The sequence below is a fragment of the Variovorax boronicumulans genome (genome assembly GCF_029892485.1).
Taxonomy (GTDB): Bacteria; Pseudomonadota; Gammaproteobacteria; order Burkholderiales; family Burkholderiaceae_C; genus Variovorax; species Variovorax boronicumulans_B.
Window position 1 is genome coordinate 230,692 of the sequence record NZ_JARXVG010000006.1, and the last position, 16,924, is coordinate 247,615.

At 62.6% G+C, this 16,924-nt stretch carries 19 protein-coding genes and 1 tRNA gene; 13 read left to right on the forward strand and 7 right to left on the reverse strand.

Annotated features, from left to right (window positions below):
* Positions 1-7: 7 nt before the first annotated feature.
* Positions 8-778, forward strand: a complete 771-nt coding sequence (locus M2282_RS16340) for a hypothetical protein (protein WP_280809838.1) — start codon at positions 8-10, stop codon at positions 776-778.
* A 10-nt stretch (positions 779-788) separates the two neighbouring features.
* On the opposite strand, the gene M2282_RS16345 is transcribed toward M2282_RS16340, so the two are convergent.
* Entirely contained in the window at positions 789-1,274 is a 486-nt protein-coding gene (locus M2282_RS16345; RefSeq protein ID WP_280809839.1) for a hypothetical protein, read from the reverse strand.
* A 1,280-nt stretch (positions 1,275-2,554) separates the two neighbouring features.
* Between M2282_RS16345 and M2282_RS16350 the strand changes: the two genes are divergently transcribed.
* The 3 genes from M2282_RS16350 (at position 2,555) to M2282_RS16360 (ending at position 6,269) form a co-directional block, all read left to right on the forward strand.
* Positions 2,555-3,337, forward strand: a complete 783-nt coding sequence (locus M2282_RS16350) for a toll/interleukin-1 receptor domain-containing protein (protein WP_280809840.1) — start codon at positions 2,555-2,557, stop codon at positions 3,335-3,337.
* A gap of 239 nt (positions 3,338-3,576) precedes the next feature.
* Positions 3,577-5,493, forward strand: a complete 1,917-nt coding sequence (locus M2282_RS16355; protein WP_280809841.1) for a peptidyl-prolyl cis-trans isomerase — start codon at positions 3,577-3,579, stop codon at positions 5,491-5,493.
* Positions 5,494-5,594: 101 nt separating this feature from the next.
* Positions 5,595-6,269 (forward strand): histidine phosphatase family protein, encoded by a 675-nt coding sequence (locus tag M2282_RS16360; RefSeq protein ID WP_280809842.1) that lies wholly within the window; start codon positions 5,595-5,597, stop codon positions 6,267-6,269.
* Positions 6,270-6,296: 27 nt separating this feature from the next.
* On the opposite strand, the gene M2282_RS16365 is transcribed toward M2282_RS16360, so the two are convergent.
* Both M2282_RS16365 and M2282_RS16370 read right to left on the reverse strand, forming a co-directional pair.
* A complete protein-coding gene (locus tag M2282_RS16365) occupies positions 6,297-6,629 on the reverse strand; it encodes a hypothetical protein (protein WP_280809843.1) in 333 nt (110 codons plus the stop codon).
* A gap of 61 nt (positions 6,630-6,690) precedes the next feature.
* On the reverse strand, positions 6,691-6,939 hold the full coding sequence (locus M2282_RS16370) for a GlsB/YeaQ/YmgE family stress response membrane protein (RefSeq protein WP_013540415.1): 249 nt from the start codon (positions 6,937-6,939) through the stop codon (positions 6,691-6,693).
* Positions 6,940-7,141: 202 nt separating this feature from the next.
* On the opposite strand from M2282_RS16370, the gene M2282_RS16375 reads away from it, so the two are divergent.
* From M2282_RS16375 to M2282_RS16385, 3 genes are all read left to right on the forward strand, one after another.
* Entirely contained in the window at positions 7,142-7,774 is a 633-nt protein-coding gene (locus M2282_RS16375; protein ID WP_280809844.1) for a YbhB/YbcL family Raf kinase inhibitor-like protein, read from the forward strand.
* A 75-nt stretch (positions 7,775-7,849) separates the two neighbouring features.
* Positions 7,850-7,925, forward strand: a tRNA-His gene (locus tag M2282_RS16380).
* Between the two features lie 276 nt (positions 7,926-8,201).
* Positions 8,202-8,546 carry an H-NS histone family protein gene (locus tag M2282_RS16385; RefSeq protein WP_280809845.1) on the forward strand — a complete coding sequence of 115 codons (345 nt, stop codon included), beginning with the start codon at positions 8,202-8,204 and terminating at the stop codon, positions 8,544-8,546.
* Positions 8,547-8,626: 80 nt separating this feature from the next.
* Here M2282_RS16385 and M2282_RS16390 read toward each other — a convergent pair whose 3' ends face one another.
* Positions 8,627-9,613 (reverse strand): NADPH:quinone oxidoreductase family protein, encoded by a 987-nt coding sequence (locus M2282_RS16390; RefSeq protein WP_280810041.1) that lies wholly within the window; start codon positions 9,611-9,613, stop codon positions 8,627-8,629.
* Positions 9,614-9,740: 127 nt separating this feature from the next.
* Between M2282_RS16390 and surE the strand changes: the two genes are divergently transcribed.
* The 5 genes from surE to rlmD are packed head-to-tail and all read left to right on the forward strand — an operon-like array spanning position 9,741 to position 14,701.
* Entirely contained in the window at positions 9,741-10,499 is a 759-nt protein-coding gene (gene surE, locus M2282_RS16395; protein WP_280809846.1) for a 5'/3'-nucleotidase SurE, read from the forward strand.
* A gap of 1 nt (position 10,500) precedes the next feature.
* On the forward strand, positions 10,501-11,274 hold the full coding sequence (locus tag M2282_RS16400) for a protein-L-isoaspartate(D-aspartate) O-methyltransferase (RefSeq protein WP_280809847.1): 774 nt from the start codon (positions 10,501-10,503) through the stop codon (positions 11,272-11,274).
* A gap of 11 nt (positions 11,275-11,285) precedes the next feature.
* On the forward strand, positions 11,286-12,194 hold the full coding sequence (locus M2282_RS16405; RefSeq protein ID WP_280809848.1) for a peptidoglycan DD-metalloendopeptidase family protein: 909 nt from the start codon (positions 11,286-11,288) through the stop codon (positions 12,192-12,194).
* Between the two features lie 4 nt (positions 12,195-12,198).
* Positions 12,199-13,224, forward strand: a complete 1,026-nt coding sequence (locus tag M2282_RS16410) for a sigma-70 family RNA polymerase sigma factor (RefSeq protein ID WP_280809849.1) — start codon at positions 12,199-12,201, stop codon at positions 13,222-13,224.
* Positions 13,225-13,264: 40 nt separating this feature from the next.
* A complete protein-coding gene (gene rlmD / locus M2282_RS16415; RefSeq protein ID WP_280809850.1) occupies positions 13,265-14,701 on the forward strand; it encodes a 23S rRNA (uracil(1939)-C(5))-methyltransferase RlmD in 1,437 nt (478 codons plus the stop codon).
* Between the two features lie 46 nt (positions 14,702-14,747).
* On the opposite strand, the gene M2282_RS16420 is transcribed toward rlmD, so the two are convergent.
* Positions 14,748-15,449 (reverse strand): Bax inhibitor-1/YccA family protein, encoded by a 702-nt coding sequence (locus M2282_RS16420; protein ID WP_280809851.1) that lies wholly within the window; start codon positions 15,447-15,449, stop codon positions 14,748-14,750.
* Between the two features lie 162 nt (positions 15,450-15,611).
* Between M2282_RS16420 and M2282_RS16425 the strand changes: the two genes are divergently transcribed.
* Positions 15,612-16,019, forward strand: coding sequence for a GlcG/HbpS family heme-binding protein (locus M2282_RS16425; RefSeq protein WP_013540499.1), 408 nt, complete (start codon positions 15,612-15,614; stop codon positions 16,017-16,019).
* Positions 16,020-16,200: 181 nt separating this feature from the next.
* On the opposite strand, the gene hemP is transcribed toward M2282_RS16425, so the two are convergent.
* A complete protein-coding gene (gene hemP, locus M2282_RS16430; RefSeq protein WP_280809852.1) occupies positions 16,201-16,413 on the reverse strand; it encodes a hemin uptake protein HemP in 213 nt (70 codons plus the stop codon).
* A 96-nt stretch (positions 16,414-16,509) separates the two neighbouring features.
* Positions 16,510-16,923, reverse strand: a complete 414-nt coding sequence (locus tag M2282_RS16435) for an ExbD/TolR family protein (protein WP_280809853.1) — start codon at positions 16,921-16,923, stop codon at positions 16,510-16,512.
* Position 16,924 lies beyond the last annotated feature (1 nt).

A 16,924-nucleotide genomic window follows, 5' to 3' on the forward strand; every position in this document is an offset into this window, starting at 1 on the left:
TTCCACAATGCCGCTCGATCGTCCTTTTAGGCTTGTCAGCCGCCAACTTATCGATGGCTCCTATGCCAACAATGGGAACGGCCGCTATGTCTCGCATGCCGCGTACGCAAAGCAGCCCGCGCACTATGTCCGTGCGTTTTTGCTGCTCCAGGACGATCTCAAGAGACTCTTCGAGTTCGTTGAGCCGGCGGATCAGAACCTCAACTGCTACTCGTTTCGCATCCATGAACTGCTGATGCGTGCCTGCATTGAAGTGGAGGCAAATTGCAAGGCAATTCTTCAGGCCAACGGGTATGCCGACGACGGCTTCCCCACGATGTACGACTACATAAAGATCAATGCGTCGCATCGCCTGTCTTCCTACGAGGTGCGTGTGCCGACGTGGGATGGAGCAATGCGGGTTCGCAAGCCTTTTGCAAAATGGCACGATGGCGTGTCACTGCCTTGGTACAAGGCTTACAACGAGTCCAAGCACGACCGCCACGCAAACTTCAAGCGCGCCACGTTTGAACATGCGCTCGACGCCATCGGCGGGTGCGCGATCATCTTGGCTGCGCAGTTTCGAGGGGAGGATTTCAATTCCCTGACGAGCTATCGCACCTTGGAGGGCGGCCGCGATGGATGGGTGGATGCCATTGGAAGATTTTTTCAGATCAAGTACGCAGACGATTGGCCTGTGGCGGAGCGCTACGAGTTCAAGTGGAGCGATCTTGAGGGAGAGGCCGATCCCTTTGTGAATTTTCCGTACCCGCCGAAACCGCCGAGGCCGACGCGGTGAGCGAAAGCGGTCAGTCGAAGCGATTCCTGTCTAGAGCGCATGCTGCGTCCGTGGCGTTAATTTGTAAGACGGCCGCCCGGATGGATCCGTAGCGGTTGATCGTCGGCTCCTCCTTGGTCACAGGAATGCACCACCAAACCTGCCGCCAGTATTGCCGATAGCCGTGCTCCTGCTGGCCCTCGATTCGCAGGCCTCCGCGTTTGATCTTCTTCACATGCGCGTAGTCCACGAAGGCAACTACCTCGGTGGGGTCTGTCCTGCTTCGGTGCAGATGCGCTTCCTCGTGCGGGTAGCTCCGGCCCGCGTCCCCGAAGCACAGCCAGCCGCGAACCGGGTGAGCTTTTGCCTGGCCTTCGGGGCGTGGTTCGCCGGATTGGTAGAGGATGTAAACGTCACATAGCACTGTATAAATATACAGTAATATGTGCTTATGGAAAACGTGCCCGCAACCCTCTGGATTGCTGCCTGCGCGCACCGGTTGCAGCAGCAATGGCATACGGTCGATCCTCTCCAGTTGGAGGAAGTCGCGCGCGACCTTTGGCGCGACGAGCGGCTGCGAGCGATGCCGCCGGATGAAGCGGCGGTCGATTGGTTGAGGCCGATAAGCGGTGCGGGTTGAAGATGCGGCACGCTGTTAATAAACGGGCGTGGGGATGGCACAGGGTCGTTCTTGCTCCAAGTCGGAAATGAAAAAAGCCATTGAATATCAATGGCTTACTAAGTTGGCCTGACTGCGTGGCGCGGGCCGAGGGCCGTCGCCACGTGTCGAGGTCGGATCAGTTCGGAAACTGAGGCAGCGAACGGAGCGCAGGGGCGACGATTTTGTCCGCGGCAGTGCGGAGCGAAATGTCGCTGTCGCGCATGCGGTCATCGGGGTAGATCTCCACCGCCTTGCCGTTGCTGAGCCTTATGAAAAAGCGCGCTCCCGCACGATACATCGCCACGACTGCGGCCACAGGAAGGCGCCACATTTGGCGACCATTCAGCACAGCACCTACCTCTACGACTGAAAAACCGTCTAGATTCACGTGCGTAACTTCGACACACAAGTTGCTACTCATTTTGGATACCCAAAAAAAAGTGCTTGGCGCCGTCTTCGCGAAATGCAAAAATATTTGCGCTGTCTAGGCACGAATGGTTTTTCGCTGTTCGTTTCCCCCGCCAAGCTAAAACAGGTGGGGCCAGAGGGTCAGATCTGTGCAACCAGGTCTGACCCTTCTGTGTTTCTGGACCTCCAGAAACAGGACTTGGGGAAACTATATCTAGGGTGTCGTGGCTCAACAACCCACTACATATGGCGTTTAGCGCCCGGAGCGCACACTTACTCAAAAATGAGTAACACCTGTTGACGGCGTCGTCAACAGTCAAAGTGCCCACACCCCGCGCAGAAGCAAGGGCATCATCGCGTATGCCGCATGAACATTGGCTTTGGAGATGATTTCTTGCGGCAGACCGCATGGATGCTGAAGACTTTGATTGCAGTGGTCAAATATCGCCGTCGTTCCACGTGATAATCGACCGGCGTGTAGTGATTGAAAAAATGCATGGGCCGCTTGGAGGTGGTCTAGACCAGTTATTTCCCTCTCTTTCATATGGTTAATGCCGTCGCTGGAAACGGAGGGGCTTCCTACCTTGCCTTGCCGCAGTCTTGTGGAGGCGCAATGGCAGAAAATTTGCCGCGCTCAACGCGTTGTGAAGCCAAGCATCACGTTACATTGAGTCCTTGGTTCACAGCCGCCTTTGGCTGAGTGATCCGCAAAAACGATGAGGTCGCTCATGAAGGTGTTTGTCAGCTGGTCGGGGCCACGCAGCCATGCTGTTGCGCAAGTGCTTAGGGAATGGGTAATGGCAGTCATTCAGGCTGCACGTCCTTGGCTCTCATCCGAAGATATTCAACGCGGGGCGCAGTGGTTTGGCGACATTGGTAGCCAACTCCAAGAGTCTTCTGTTGGAATTTTTTGCTTGACGCAACGCAACAAAACTGCGCCTTGGATCCTTTTTGAGGCGGGTGCCATCGCAAAGGGTGTTCCGACTAATAGGATTTGCACGCTGCTGATTGACTTGGAGCCTACAGACGTGCTCGGGCCTCTGGCTCAGTTCAATCACACCAGGCCCACGCGCGATGAGATGTACAAGCTCGCTGCCACGCTGAACTCGGCGCTAGGTGAAACGCGGCTCACCGAGGCTCAGCTGAAAAAGTCGTTCGATGCGCACTGGGAGAGTTTCGACGAAGACTTTAGAGCGGCCGTTGATGAAAATCCCGAGGCTGGCGCACCTGTGGCGCCGCCAGCAACCGACGAGATGCTTGGCGAGATTCTTTCCAACCTTCGAAGCATGAACTCGCGGTTGTCTCAGATTGAAGCGAGTGCTACTGCAGACGTCACCGAGGCATTCGTAAGGGCTGCGAAAGCAGCGACAGCAAATCGCCCGCCATGGTTGAAAGATGACGGATTGCCTCGTCTGGAGCCCGTAGACATCAGTCAACCGGAAAAGAAAAGCATTCTGATCAGGAGAAGGCCAATAACGGGTGTGGGTGGAATGGATCCATCGCAGAGCTAGCGTAGGGTTTTTAGCCATCGCCGCCCCGAGTAGAATCTGCCGTCGCTACGCGCCAAAGTTGGTAGCGAATGGTTGGTAAGCTTGCTATCTCGTTGATTTGTAAGGGAATCCTGTTCCCTTACAAGGCGTAGGTCGGGGGTTCGAGCCCCTCAGCACCCACCACCACCCAGATGCAAAGGCGAACACCAGTTCGCCTTTTTTATTGCCGTCCGACTTCCGTCGAAAAAGAGTGTCCAAGCATGTTTGATTTCTTCCGCAAGTACAACAAGATCGTCATGATTTTCTTGTTCTTGCTGATCATTCCGTCGTTCGTGCTCTTCGGCGTCGAACGTTATCAGGGCTCCGGCAGCGACGAGAAGGTTGCCCGCATCGAGGGCCACGACATCACCAAGCCCGAGTGGGACGCGCAGCACCGCATCGAGAGCGATCGCATCCGCCAGCAGTCGCCCAACGTCGATCCGACGGTGCTCGACTCGGACGCCCTGCGCTATGCCACGCTGGAGCGCATGGTGCGCGACCGCGTGCTGGCCGCGGCGGCCGCCAAGGCGAACATGACGGTGTCCGAAGACCGCCTGGGGCGGATCTTTGCGCAGGACCAGGGCCTCGCCTCGTTCCGCACGCCCGATGGCAAGTTCGACCGCGAAACCTTCCTGCGCGTGACGGGCCGAACGCCCGAGCAGTACGAAGCCTCGGTGCGCGCCGACATGTCCACGCAACAGGTGCTGCTCGGCGTCTCGGGCACGTCCCTCACGCCGCCCGCGCTGGTGGCCGCCACGGTCAATGCCTTCTACGACCGCCGCGAAATCCAGGTGGCGCGCTTCACGCCGGAGAGCTTTGCTTCGAAGGTGACCGTGAGCGACGCCGATGTGGAGGCCTATTACAAGGACCACACCTCGCAGTTCCAGGCGCCCGAGCAGGCCAACATCGAATATCTGTTGCTCGACCTCGATGCGGCCAAGAAGAACGTCGTCGTCAGCGAAGCCGATCTCAAGACCTACTACGAACAGAACACCGCGCGCTTCGGCACGAAGGAAGAACGCCGCGCCAGCCACATCCTGATCACCGCGCCGGCCAGCATGGCGGCCGCCGATCGTGCCAAGGCAAAGGCCAAGGCAGAGCAACTGCTTGCCGATGTAAAAAAGGCGCCGAACACCTTCGGTGACGTGGCGCGCAAGAACTCACAGGACCCGGGCTCGGCGGAGAAGGGCGGAGACCTCGACTTCGTCACCAAGGGCGCGATGGTCAAGCCGTTCGAGGATGCGATGTTCGCGCTGAAGAAGGGTGAGATCAGCGGCATTGTCGAAACCGAGTTCGGCTATCACATCATCCACCTCGTCGACATCAAGCCGGCCGTGGTGCCGCCTTTCGAACAAGTGCGCGCGACCATCGAAGGCGAAGTCCGCGCCGCACAGGCCGCGCAGGAATTCGCGAAGGCCGCCGAGGTGTTCACCGATGCGGTCTACCAGCAGCCCGACAGCCTCAAGTCCGCCGCGGAGAAGCTCAAGCTCACGATCCAGACAGCGACCAATGTCCCGCGCATTCCCGCGCCGGGCGCGAAGGGTCCGCTGGCCAGCCGCAACTTCCTGAGCGCGCTGTATGCGAGCGACTCGCTCGAGCGCAAGCAGAACACCGAGGCGATCGAGGTTGGCTCCAGCCAGCTCGCGTCGGGCCGCGTGACCCAGTACACGCCCGCGCATCCGATCCCGCTGGCCGAGGTCAAGGAAAAGATCCGCGCGCAGCTCGTCACCGAGCGTGCCGCCGCGCTCGCCAAGGCCGAAGGCGAAGCCAAGCTCGCGGCCTGGACGACCAAGGCGGACGGCGCAACCTTCGGCGCCCCGGTCACGGTCTCGCGCATTGATGCGCAGTCGCAGCCCCTTCCCGTGATCGATGCCGCGCTGCGCGCCGATGCGGCCAAGCTGCCTTCGCTGGTGGGCGTGGACCTGGGTGCGCAGGGTTATTCGGTGGTCCGCGTGACCAAGGTGGTTCCGCGCACGCCGCCGACGCCGGAGCAGGCGCAGCAGGAAAGTGCGCAGGTCGGCCAGTCGGTCACCGCTGCCGAGGCTGCCGCCTACTACGACCTTCTGAAGGAACGCTTCAAGGCCAAGATCCTCGTGCCGAAGCCGGCGGACACGCTGCCCGTTGCCACAGCGCGCTGACAAGGCGCCGCGCACGACAAACGCCCGGGTCGATGACCCGGGCTTTTTTTTGGTCGCACGAGGGACAAGCGTCGCCCGCGCTTCTTGCCAGAATCCGGCGCATGGGAACCCTCTACCTTGTGCGCCACGGGCAGGCCAGCTTCGGCGCCGCCGACTATGACAACCTGAGCGAGCTCGGGCACCGACAGTCCGTGCGCCTGGGCGAGTATTGGCGCGAGCGCGGCATGAAGTTCGATGCCGTCATCACCGGCACCCTGAAGCGGCATCGCCAGACCTGGGAAGGCATCGCCAAGGGCCTCGGGCTCGAGCGCGACGATGTGCTGCCGTGGCCCGGGCTCAACGAGTACGACAGCGAGGCGGTCATTGCCACCATTCACGAGGGCAAGCTCGAGAAGCCCGATTCACCCGAGATGTACCGCCATCACTTCCGCCTGTTGCGCGAAGGGTTGGGCGCATGGATGCAGGGCAGGACGGCACCGGTCGGCATGCCGAACTATGTCGACTTTCTCTCCGGCGTGACGACGGCGCTCGACCATGTGCGCGACCGGCACCACGGGGCGAAGGTGCTGGTGGTGTCGAGTGGAGGGCCGATCAGCACCGCGGTCGGCCATGTACTGGGCACGAGCGCCGAGACGACCATCGAACTCAACCTGCGCATCCGCAACACCTCGGTGACGGAGTTCGCCTTCACGCCGAAGCGCCACATGCTGGTGACCTACAACACGCTGCCGCATCTCGATGGGCCGGCGTACGGGGACTGGGTCACCTACTCCTGAGAACCCCGATTCGCATGGCGCGGCGCGTCAGGCCTGCCAGACGCCGTAGCCGGCCTTGCGCAATGCGATGCCGAGGTCGACCTCCATGAGGCGCGCGTCGTCATAAGGCATCGGGTTGTGGCGCTCGTAGAGCGCGGGGAGCAGCCGCAAGCCGAACGCCTGCACGAAGCTGTTGGCCTGGATGCCGGCCTTGTGCTTGTCGAAGCGGATGTCCGGGTCCAGGCCAGTCATGCCCACGTAGACGAAGGGCTTGCCGAGCTGGTAGTTGGGATTGGCGCGCCTGAAGCGGCTGCTGTTCCACACGCGATCGTCGAGCTCGACCACATAGACGTGGTGCCTGGCGCGTGGCTTGCGGGGCATGGGGTTCGCGGCCTGGCTTGGCCTTGCCGCGCTGCGCGGCGACGGCAAGGCCGCGTGGGGATCAGCTCTTGCGCTTGATCAGGCCGTAGAGGATCAACAGAACGATCGCGCCCAGCACGGAAGCGATGAAGCCGGCGCCCTGGCCTGCGGTGTACCAGCCCATGGCCTGGCCGACGTAGGTGACGATCAGCGAGCCTGCAATGCCGATCAGCGTGGTCACGATGAAGCCGGCGGAATCGTCGCCGGGCTTCACGGCGCGTGCCACAAGACCCACGACGAACCCGATCAGAATAGTCCAGACGATGCTCATGAAGAAATTCCTTTGGTGAGGTGGAAGTGGCGAAGCGCCGCGCCCGGCTGCGCGGGCCGCGTCGATGATAGCGGAGCCATGTGAGCGGTCGCACCCGCGATCCGCATCGGTGCGTGCGAGCGAGGATTTTTGCTGCAGGGCAGCGGCCAGGGCGCTGTGGCGTCCTACAGCGGGCGGACGCATGCGGGGCTATACCTGCCGCATGCTCGAAAAACTACCTGAAGCCGTCGGCCGTGCATTGCACGGCGTGCGCGCCGGCCTGGACAACATCGTCTTCAACACGCTCGGCCTGCGCGAAGGCATGGCCTCGATGACGCTGACGAGCCTGGCGTTCGCCGACCATGCACCGATTCCGTCGCGCTACACGGCCGATGGAGAGGGCGTTTCGCCTCCCTTGCAATGGACGGGGCTGCCCAAGGGCGCCGCATCGCTGGTGCTGGTCGTCGAGGACGCCGACTCGCCCACGCCCAATCCGCTGGTGCATGCCATCGTGGTCGGGCTGGCGCCTGAAGACGGCGCGCTGGCAGAGGCGGCCATTCCCGGTGGTGATCGCGAAGGCGCAGGCCTGCACGTCGGGCTCAATTCGAGCCTGCAGGCGACCTGGCTGCCTCCGGACCCTCCGCCCGGCCACGGCGTGCATCGCTATGCCTTCCAGCTGTTTGCGCTGGGCACCGTTCCGGTGTTTTCCGAAGAGCCGGGCCGTGACGAGGTACTGGGCGAATTGCGCGATCACGCCATTGCCAGTGGACTCCTGATCGGCACCTGCGAACGATCCGATGGATCGATCAAGATCGAGGAGGGTGTGTCGGCGTCGGGCCCTCTTGCGGCAGGCTGAACATGAATTTCAAACCATGTCGCAGTCGCCGAAGCAAAAATCGCGATTTTTGACGCTACAATTGCGGGCTCTGCGGTGGCTGTAGCTCAGCTGGTAGAGTCCCAGATTGTGATTCTGGTCGTCGTGGGTTCGAGTCCCATCAGCCACCCCAAAAAACAACTTCTTCGTGCTATTTCCAAATAGCACTCAAGCAAATACAACGCCGGGTTTACCCGGCGTTGTCATTTTTGGCAAATCGCTCGTTGCAGCAGTTGCCTCGAACTTTCCCTCCTGTTTCCCCTCGATATACCGCGCGAAAGCGATCTGCTTTGCGTTGCGCCCTGTTGCATTGCACCGATTGGTGCTGCCATTTTTTTGGGGTCGGCGTACTTGTGGCAAATGTAAACTGAATTAAAATCCACCCGTTTTCAATTTCAGGAGTCCAACAATGGCTTCGACACTCGCCGATATCAATTCCCAGATCAAGAAGCACGACGAGCAGATTGCTCAATTGCGCAAGCAGGCCGAAGACCTCCGTAACCAGGAGCGCGCAGGCGTGATCGAGGAGTTGCGCAAGAAGATTGCGGAATTCGGTTTGACCGCTTCCGACCTGAAGCTCGGCGGCCGCGGTCCGGCCGCCAAGCGCAGTGCAGGTGCCGCGGCACCCAAGGCAGCTGCCAAATACCGTGGTCCGACAGGCGAAACCTGGTCTGGTGGCCGTGGCCGCAAGCCACGCTGGGTGACCGAAGCATTGGCTGCCGGCAAGTCGCTTTCTGATTACGAGATCAAGTAAGCGCCCCGAGTCGCCGAACTTTTATCAATAAAAAAGCCCGCTGATGCGGGCTTTTTTATGGATGCTGAAACGAGGCTCGCTCAGTTCACCATCACGAGTTTTCCTTTGACGCCGCGCGAGCCCATGTGGGCATACGCGGCCTTCAATTCGGCCATCGGCATCGTGCTGTCGATCACCGGTTTGATCTTTCCTTGTCCGTACCACTGTGCCAATTCGGCCATCATCTGCGCATTGGCTTTGGGTTCGCGCCTGGCGAAATCGCCCCAGAACACGCCCACGAGCGACGCGCCTTTCAGCAGGGTCAGGTTCAATGGCAGCGATGGAATGGGGCCTGATGCAAAACCCACCACCAAATAGCGGCCGCGCCAGCCAATGGAGCGAAAAGCAGGCTCTGCAAAATCACCGCCCACGGGGTCGTAAATGACATCGGGGCCCTTGCCGTCGGTTGCCGCCTTGATGGCGTCCCGAAAGCCGTTGGGCAATGCGTGGGTCGTGTAGTTGATCGTCGCATCGGCACCAATGGATCGGCACAGTTCACATTTCTCGTCGGTGGAAGCGGCAGCAATCACCTTGGCACCGGCAGCCTTGGCAATCTGGATGGCTGCAGTCCCCACGCCGCCTGCTGCACCCAGCACCAGCACGGTTTCCCCGGCCTTGAGCTGCGCGCGGTCCATCAGTGCATGCCACGAGGTGGCGTAGATCATGATGAACGCGGCCGCGTCGACATGGCCGAAGCCCTCGGGCAGCGGCATGCACAGCGCGGCGGGTGCCAGCGTGTGGGTGCCGAAGCCGCCGGTGCCCGACAGGCAGGCCACGTTCTGGCCGACCTTCAGGTGCGTCACGCCTTCGCCGACCGCCTGGATGACGCCCGCATATTCCGACCCCGGAACGAAGGGCAGGGGCGGCTTCATCTGGTACTTGTTCTGCACGATCAGCAGGTCGGGGAAATTCAGGCTGGCCGCCTTGATTTCGATCAGCACCTGCCCTGGACCCGGCGTGGGCGTCGGCAGTTCCTTCCAGGTCAGCGCGTCGACGCCAATGGGGTTTTCGCAAAGCCATGCGTGCATGCTCGGGTCTCCTTCGGATGGGTAATGTTGAGGCAATGACTGCGGGCATGATAGGTGTCGCGGCGGGGCATCCTTGTCCCTGCTGCGACGCACCCGACGCCTACAATCCGGTGCACCGAAAAGCACCATGAAGATACTTATTTCCAATGACGATGGCTTCCAGGCACCGGGCATCGTCGCATTGCACGACGCGCTCAAGGACATCGCCGAAGTCGAGGTGGTCGCACCCGAACACAACAACAGCGCCAAGTCGAATGCACTGACGCTGGCCGCACCGCTCTACGTGCACAAGGCGCACAACGGTTTCCGCTACGTGACCGGCACGCCGGCCGACTGCGTGCACATCGCGCTCAAGGGCCTGCTCGACTACCGGCCCGACCTGGTGGTTTCCGGCATCAACAACGGCGCCAACATGGGCGACGACACCATCTATTCAGGCACGGTCGGCGCGGCCATGGAGGCCTACCTGTTCGGCATTCCGGCCATTGCTTTCTCGCAGATCGAAAAGGGCTGGGCGCACGTGGATGCGGCCGCACAGGTGGCGCGCCGGCTGGTGCAGCAGATCGAGCGCGAGAAGATGATCGGCGGTCCGGCTTTCCTGCTCAACGTGAATGTGCCGAACCGGCCGTTCGACGAACTGAGGCCGGTCAGGGTCTGCAGGCTCGGCCGTCGTCACGCGGCGGAGAAGGTCATCACGCAGGACAGTCCGCGCGGCGAGACGATGTACTGGATCGCAGGCGCGGGCAGCGCCAAGGACAGCGGCGAGGGCACCGACTTCCACGCCACCGCCGCAGGCCATATCGCCCTCACCCCGCTGCAGATCGACCTGACCGACCACGCCAACCTTGGCCAATGGCGCGAGACGGTGGCCCGTCTCGGCAATTGACATGGCCACGCAACGGCCCAGCTTTCCGGTTCGCCTGACACCCACCGCTTCGGCTGCCACGCGCGGGCGCATGCCCGCCGTGCCGGTCAAGCCCATGGTGCCTTCCACGCCCTCGATGGCTTCGGACGCCGTGCGCGCACGCATGGTGCAAAAGCTCGCGGCGCAGGGTGTTTCCGATCCGCGCGTGCTGCGTGCAATGAGCGCCGTCGAGCGGCATCGCTTCGTGGACAGCGCCCTGGTCAACCAGGCCTACGAAGACACCAGCCTGCCGATCGGCCTGGGGCAGACCATTTCCAAGCCGAGCGTCGTGGCTCGCATGATCGAACTCCTGCTGGCCGCGCCCGCGCTGGCCGGAAAGCCGAACGACCGGCTCGGCCGCGTGCTAGAGATCGGCACCGGCTGCGGCTACCAGGCCGCGGTGCTGAACCACGTGGCGACCGAGGTCTACAGCATCGAGCGCCTGCGCGGCCTGCATGAGCGTGCACGCGCCAATCTGCGTCACTTCCGGCTGGCCACGGTTCACCTGATGCTGGGCGATGGAATGGTCGGCTATGCCAAGGGCGCGCCCTATGCCGGCATCATCGCGGCGGCCGGCGGCGAAGCCGTTCCAGAGGCCTGGATCGAACAACTCGCGGTCGGCGGGCGCATCGTTGCGCCGACCCATTCGGCCAAGGGCGGCCAAGCCCTTGTCGTCATCGACAAGACTGCCCGTGGGCTTGAGCGCCTCATTCTTGAGGCGGTTCACTTTGTCCCCCTAAAATCAGGCATCGCTTGAAGGAATAACAAATGCAGGGTTTTGGCAATCGGAGTTTGTTCGCGGGCATCACGTTGGCCGTCGTGCTCGTGATCGCGGGCTGCTCCGCACCGCGCGGGCCGGCGCCCGTCGAAGACCGCGGCACCATGACGCGGGCGCCCGGTGCCACGCCTGGCGGTTCTCCCATCACCGTCGATGCCAATGGCAAGCCGCTGGCGGGCATCGAGAACTACGGCAAGCCCGGCTACTACGCGGTACGTCCCGGCGACACGATCCGCCGCATCGGCAGCGAAACCGGACAACGCTGGCAGGACATCGTCCGCTGGAACAATCTCGACAACGCCGACCTGATCGAAGTGGGCCAGGTGCTGCGTGTGATTCCGCCCTCGGGTTCGGGCACTGCCGTTGCAACCGCTCCCGCGGCTTCCGGATCGGATGGCGCCGTCACCAAGCCGGTTGTGCCACCCTCGGTGGTGGCACCCGTTCCTGCGACCGGTGCCAGCACGCCGGTCAAGCCGGCGGCGCCTGTCACGGCCTCTCCGGCGAGCCCCGGCAGCGGAAGTTCGGGCGACGAAGATCTCGGCTGGATCTGGCCCGCGAGCGGTTCGCTGATCGCCGGCTTCGACGAAGCCAAGAACAAGGGCTACGATATCAGCGGCAAGGCCGGCGACCCCGTGCTGGCCGCGGCCGACGGGCGAGTGGTTTATGCGGGTGCGGGCCTGCGCGGCTACGGCAACCTGATCATCCTGAAGCACAACAACACCTACCTCACGGCATATGCGCACAACCAGGCGCTGCTCGTGAAGGAAGACCAGTCGGTTCAGAAGGGCCAGAAGATCGCCGAAATGGGCAACAGCGACGCCGATCGCGTGAAGCTGCATTTCGAGATCCGCCGTCAGGGCAAGCCCGTCGATCCGTCACGCTACCTGCCCGGCCGGTGATGCCATGGCTGCCTCCCGCCCCCGCCGCACACTGCCTGTGCGCGGGCTGGCGGGCCGAGGCGGCAAGTCTCATGACGGCGAAAGGGACGCCTCTGCCGATGAGGCGCTCCCAGCCGACCCCGTAGCGCTCAACGCATCGCTGCCGCGAGGCGCAATGACCGAGTTGATCGGCGGCGAAGGTGCCGATGCGCTGACCATCTACCTGCGCCAGGTCCGGCGCACCGAGCTCTTCACGCCCGACGAGGAATTCCAGACCGCCTGCGCTGCGCGGTCCGGCGATTTCGCGGCACGGCAATCGATGATCGAGCACAACCTCCGGCTCGTGGTCAACATCGCCAAGGGCTACCTTGGCCGCGGTGTGCCGCTGTCGGACCTCATCGAAGAGGGCAACCTCGGACTGATGCACGCCATCACCAAGTTCGAGCCTGAACGCGGTTTCCGTTTTTCCACGTATGCGACCTGGTGGATCCGCCAGTCAGTCGAGCGCGCGGTCATGACGCAGGCGCGCGCGATCCGCCTGCCGGTGCACGTGGTGCGCGAACTGCAGCAGGTGCTGCGTGCCCGGCGTGCGCTCGAAGGCGACGCGGAGTTTCTTGCGCGCCGACCCGACGGGGTGCGCGTGGAAGACATCGCGGCACTGCTCGGTCGCGACGTGCAGGCGGTGGCCGACCTGCTGGCCCTGTCCGAAGCGCCGCGCTCGCTCGATGCCGGCGATGCGCGCGGGGACGAGGGCTTCACATTGGCCGACACCGTGGCCTCCGACGACGAGCAGGGCAATCCGAGCGGCGTGACGCAGGCGCACGAGGTGGAGCGCCTGCTCGACCAGTGGGTCCACGCGCTCGATGCACGCGAGCGCGAGGTGCTGGAAGGCCGCTACGGCCTGCATGACCGCGAGCCTGAAACGCTCGAGGTGCTGAGCGTGCGCCTGGGCCTTACGCGGGAGCGCGTCAGGCAGATCCAGAACGAGGCGCTGGCCAAGATGCGCCGGCAGCTGGCGCGCTCGGGCATCGGGCGGGACGCGCTGTTCTAGCGGGGTGAAAAGCGGGGGCGGCCGCTGAGACAATCGGGGGATGACGGAATCCATCGAAGAAAAGAAAGTCCCCACGAATCCCGGCGAAGAATGGCTGAAGGTCGAGTCGCTCGACCTCGATGCGCAGGGCGTTTCCCACAAGGCCGACGGCATGGTCGTTTTCATCGAGGGCGCATTGCCTTTCGAGGAAGTGCAGTTCAACGTCCATCGCCGCAAGAACAACTGGGAGCAGGGCACGGTCACCCACATCCGGCGCGAGTCCTCGCAGCGGGTGCGCCCGGGCTGCCCGCATTTCGGCCTGCACACCGGCGCCTGCGGCGGCTGCAAGATGCAGCACCTGGATGCGGCGGCCCAGGTTGCCGTGAAGCAGCGTGCACTCGAAGACAACCTGTGGCACCTGGGGAAGGTGCGTCCTGAGAGCGTGCTTCGGCCGTTGGAAGGCCCCGCATGGCATTACCGCTATCGCGCGCGGCTGTCGGTGCGCCACGTGGTCAAGAAGGGCACGGTGCTCATCGGCTTTCACGAGCGCAAGAGCCGCTATCTGGCGGACATGCAGGTGTGCCCCGTGCTGCCGAAACAGGTCAGCGAGATGCTGATGCCGCTGCGTGCTTTGATCGGTTCGATGGATGCGCGCGAGACCTGTCCGCAGATCGAACTGGCCTGCGGCGACGCACCCGATTCCACGGCACTCGGCACGATCGCCCTGGTGCTGCGGCATCTGGCGCCGTTGTCGGGCGCCGATATCGACCGGCTGAAGGCCTTTGCTGCTCAGAACAAAGGCATCCAGTGGTGGCTGCAGGCCAAGGGGCCGGAGACGGTGAAGCTGCTGGAAGAAGGCGGCGCGCCGCTCGCCTACCGCTTGCCCGAGTTCGGCGTGACCATGCCGTTCAAGCCCACCGATTTCACACAGGTCAATCCGCACATCAATCGCGCGCTGGTGGGCAAGGCGCTTCGCCTGCTCGACGTGCAGCCCGACGAACGGGTCATCGACTGGTTCTGCGGCCTCGGCAATTTCACCTTGCCGCTGGCTAGCCGGGCGCGCGAGGTGCTCGGCATCGAAGGCAGCGACACGCTGGTGGCGCGCGCGACCGACAACTTCCAGAAGAACCAGCCTGCAACGAGCGCGCGACGCGCCCTCTCAGCGACCCGGTTCGTGGCGCGCAATCTGTTCGAGATGACGCCGGCCATGCTGGTGGCCGATGGCCGCGCCGACAAGTGGCTGGTCGATCCGCCGCGAGAGGGCGCTTTCGCGCTCGCCAAGGCCATGGCCGACCTGCATCAGCAACCCGAGTTGCGCACCGATGGCTGGACGCCGCCGAAGCGCATCGTGTATGTGAGCTGCAACCCGTCGACGCTCGCGCGCGATGCCGGGCTGCTGGTGCATCAGGGCGGCTACCGATGCACCTTCGCGGGGGTGATCAACATGTTCCCGCACACCGCGCACGTCGAGTCGATTGCGGTGTTCGACCTGGAATAGCAAAGGGCCCCGAGGGGCCCTTTGTTCTTTGAAGCGCTTCGCCCGGTCAGTCGCGTTCGCCGCCAAAGATGCCCAACAGTGCCAGCAGGCTCTGGAACACGTTGAACAGGTCGAGGTACAGGGCCAGGGTGGCGGTGATGTAGTTGGTTTCGCCGCCGTCCATGATCTGCTTCAGGTCGTAGAGCATGTAGGCCGAGAAGATGCCGATGGCGGCCACCGAGATGACCAGCATGCCCGTGGTCGAGCCGACGAACACGTTGATGATCGCGCCGAACATCAGCACCATCGCGCCGACGAACAGGAACTTGCCCATGCCCGACAGGTCGCGCTTGATGAAGGTGGCCAGCGAGGCCATCACGAAGAACACGCCTGCAGTGCCGCCGAAGGCCGTCATGACGAGCTCGGAGCCGTTCTTGAAGCCGAGCACCATTGCAATCAGGCGCGACAGCATCAGTCCCATGAAGAAGGTGAAGGCCAGCAGCACCGGAACGCCGGCGGCCGAGTTCTTTGTCTTCTCGATGGCGAACATGAAACCGAATGCGCCGCCCATGAAGACGATCAGGCCGAGCCCGCCGGTGAGCGAGCGCGTGATGCCGGTGCTGACGCCGAGCCAGGCGCCCAGCACGGTAGGCAGCAGGCTCAGTGCCAGCAGCCAGTAGGTGTTGCGCAGGACGCGTTGGCGCTCCGCCTGCGGCAACGTCTGGCCGTAGCCAGTGGAAGTGTCGAGGGTGGTGACGCGGTCGTTCATGGCCGAAGCTCCTGTGGTTGCTGCTACGCAGTTGGGCGCATTCTAGGTGGCTGCAAGAGGAGGGTGTCCGAAAGACCGTATGCAGGTTGTTCTTAAGCGCCTTGGCGGTTTAGAGGCGGGCGGCCGTTATGCTTTCGGGTTTTTACGCAACCAGAGCTCAATATGAAGACCAAATCATTCCTCGAACTTGCCGACGTCAAGGCCATCGCCGCAGCAGCCGAAGCCGAAGCGCTCAAGAACAACTGGGCCGTGACCATCGCGATCTCGGACGACGCCGGCAACCTGCTCTGGCTGCAGCGCCTGGACGGCGCCGCGGCGCTGTCGTCGCACATCGCTCCCGCCAAGGCGCACACGGCCGCCATGGGCCGGCGCGAGAGCAAGGTCTATGAAGACATCATCAATGGCGGCCGGACTGCGTTTCTGACCGCACCTGCGGTTCAGGGCCTGCTCGAAGGCGGTGTGCCGATCGTGAAGGACGGTCAGGTCATCGGCGCGGTTGGCGTGAGCGGCGTGAAGTCGAACGAAGATGCGCAGATCGCCAAGGCGGGCATTGCCGCAATCGGCCTCTGAGTCGTTCTTTCTGCACAAAGCAAAACGCCGACTTCGAGGTCGGCGTTTTCTTTGGAGCGTTCAGCGTGAAAAAAAGCTTGGCTAGTCGGCGAACCGTTGGCTAGCAAAAAACGACCCTTCGGAGATGAATCTCCTTGAGTCGCCCCACGATGAAACTTGCGCGAAGGGCGGGCTGGGTGACCTACTTGGTCAGGATCAGCTTGCCGAGTTTGGTGGCTTGGAGGCGGTAGAGCGAACCGTTGTGCATGATGCCCACGGTCTTGCTTCCCTTGAGAAGCTCCGTGCTTTCGACCATTGGCACCGGACGCGACGCCTGGATCGACGCATGGCCGCCACCTGATTGGTCGAGCGACGGATGGTTCAGAACAGAAAAGGCGTTCGGTGTGGCTGGCATCTGGAGTTCCCTTGTCGAAGCGATGAGTGAATGATAATGATTCTCAATAAAAAGTCAATCGTGAAGATTGATTTTTTCACACGCTTCGCATTCGGATTACTTCGTTTCGGGTTCCGTGATGAAGCCGATCTTCCGAACGCCGGCCTCCCGCGCTTCCGACATGGCCTTTGCTACGCGTTCATAGCGCACGGCCTTGTCGCCGCGGATGTGCAGCTCGGGCTGCGGCTCCTTGGCGGCTTCGGCGGCGAGGCGGTTGGGCAGTTCGCTGTCGTCGATCTTCTGTTCGTTCCAGTAGTAGCTGCCATCGGCCGTGACGCTGAACAAAATGTTCTGCGGCTTGGGTTGCTCCGGCTCGCTGCTGGCACGAGGAAGGTCGATGTTGACCGCGTGTTTCATCACCGGCACGGTGATGATGAAGATGATCAGCAGCACCAGCATGACGTCGACCAGCGGCGTCATGTTGATCTCGTTCATCACCTCATCGGGCTCGTCTTGTGTTCCGAAAGCCATG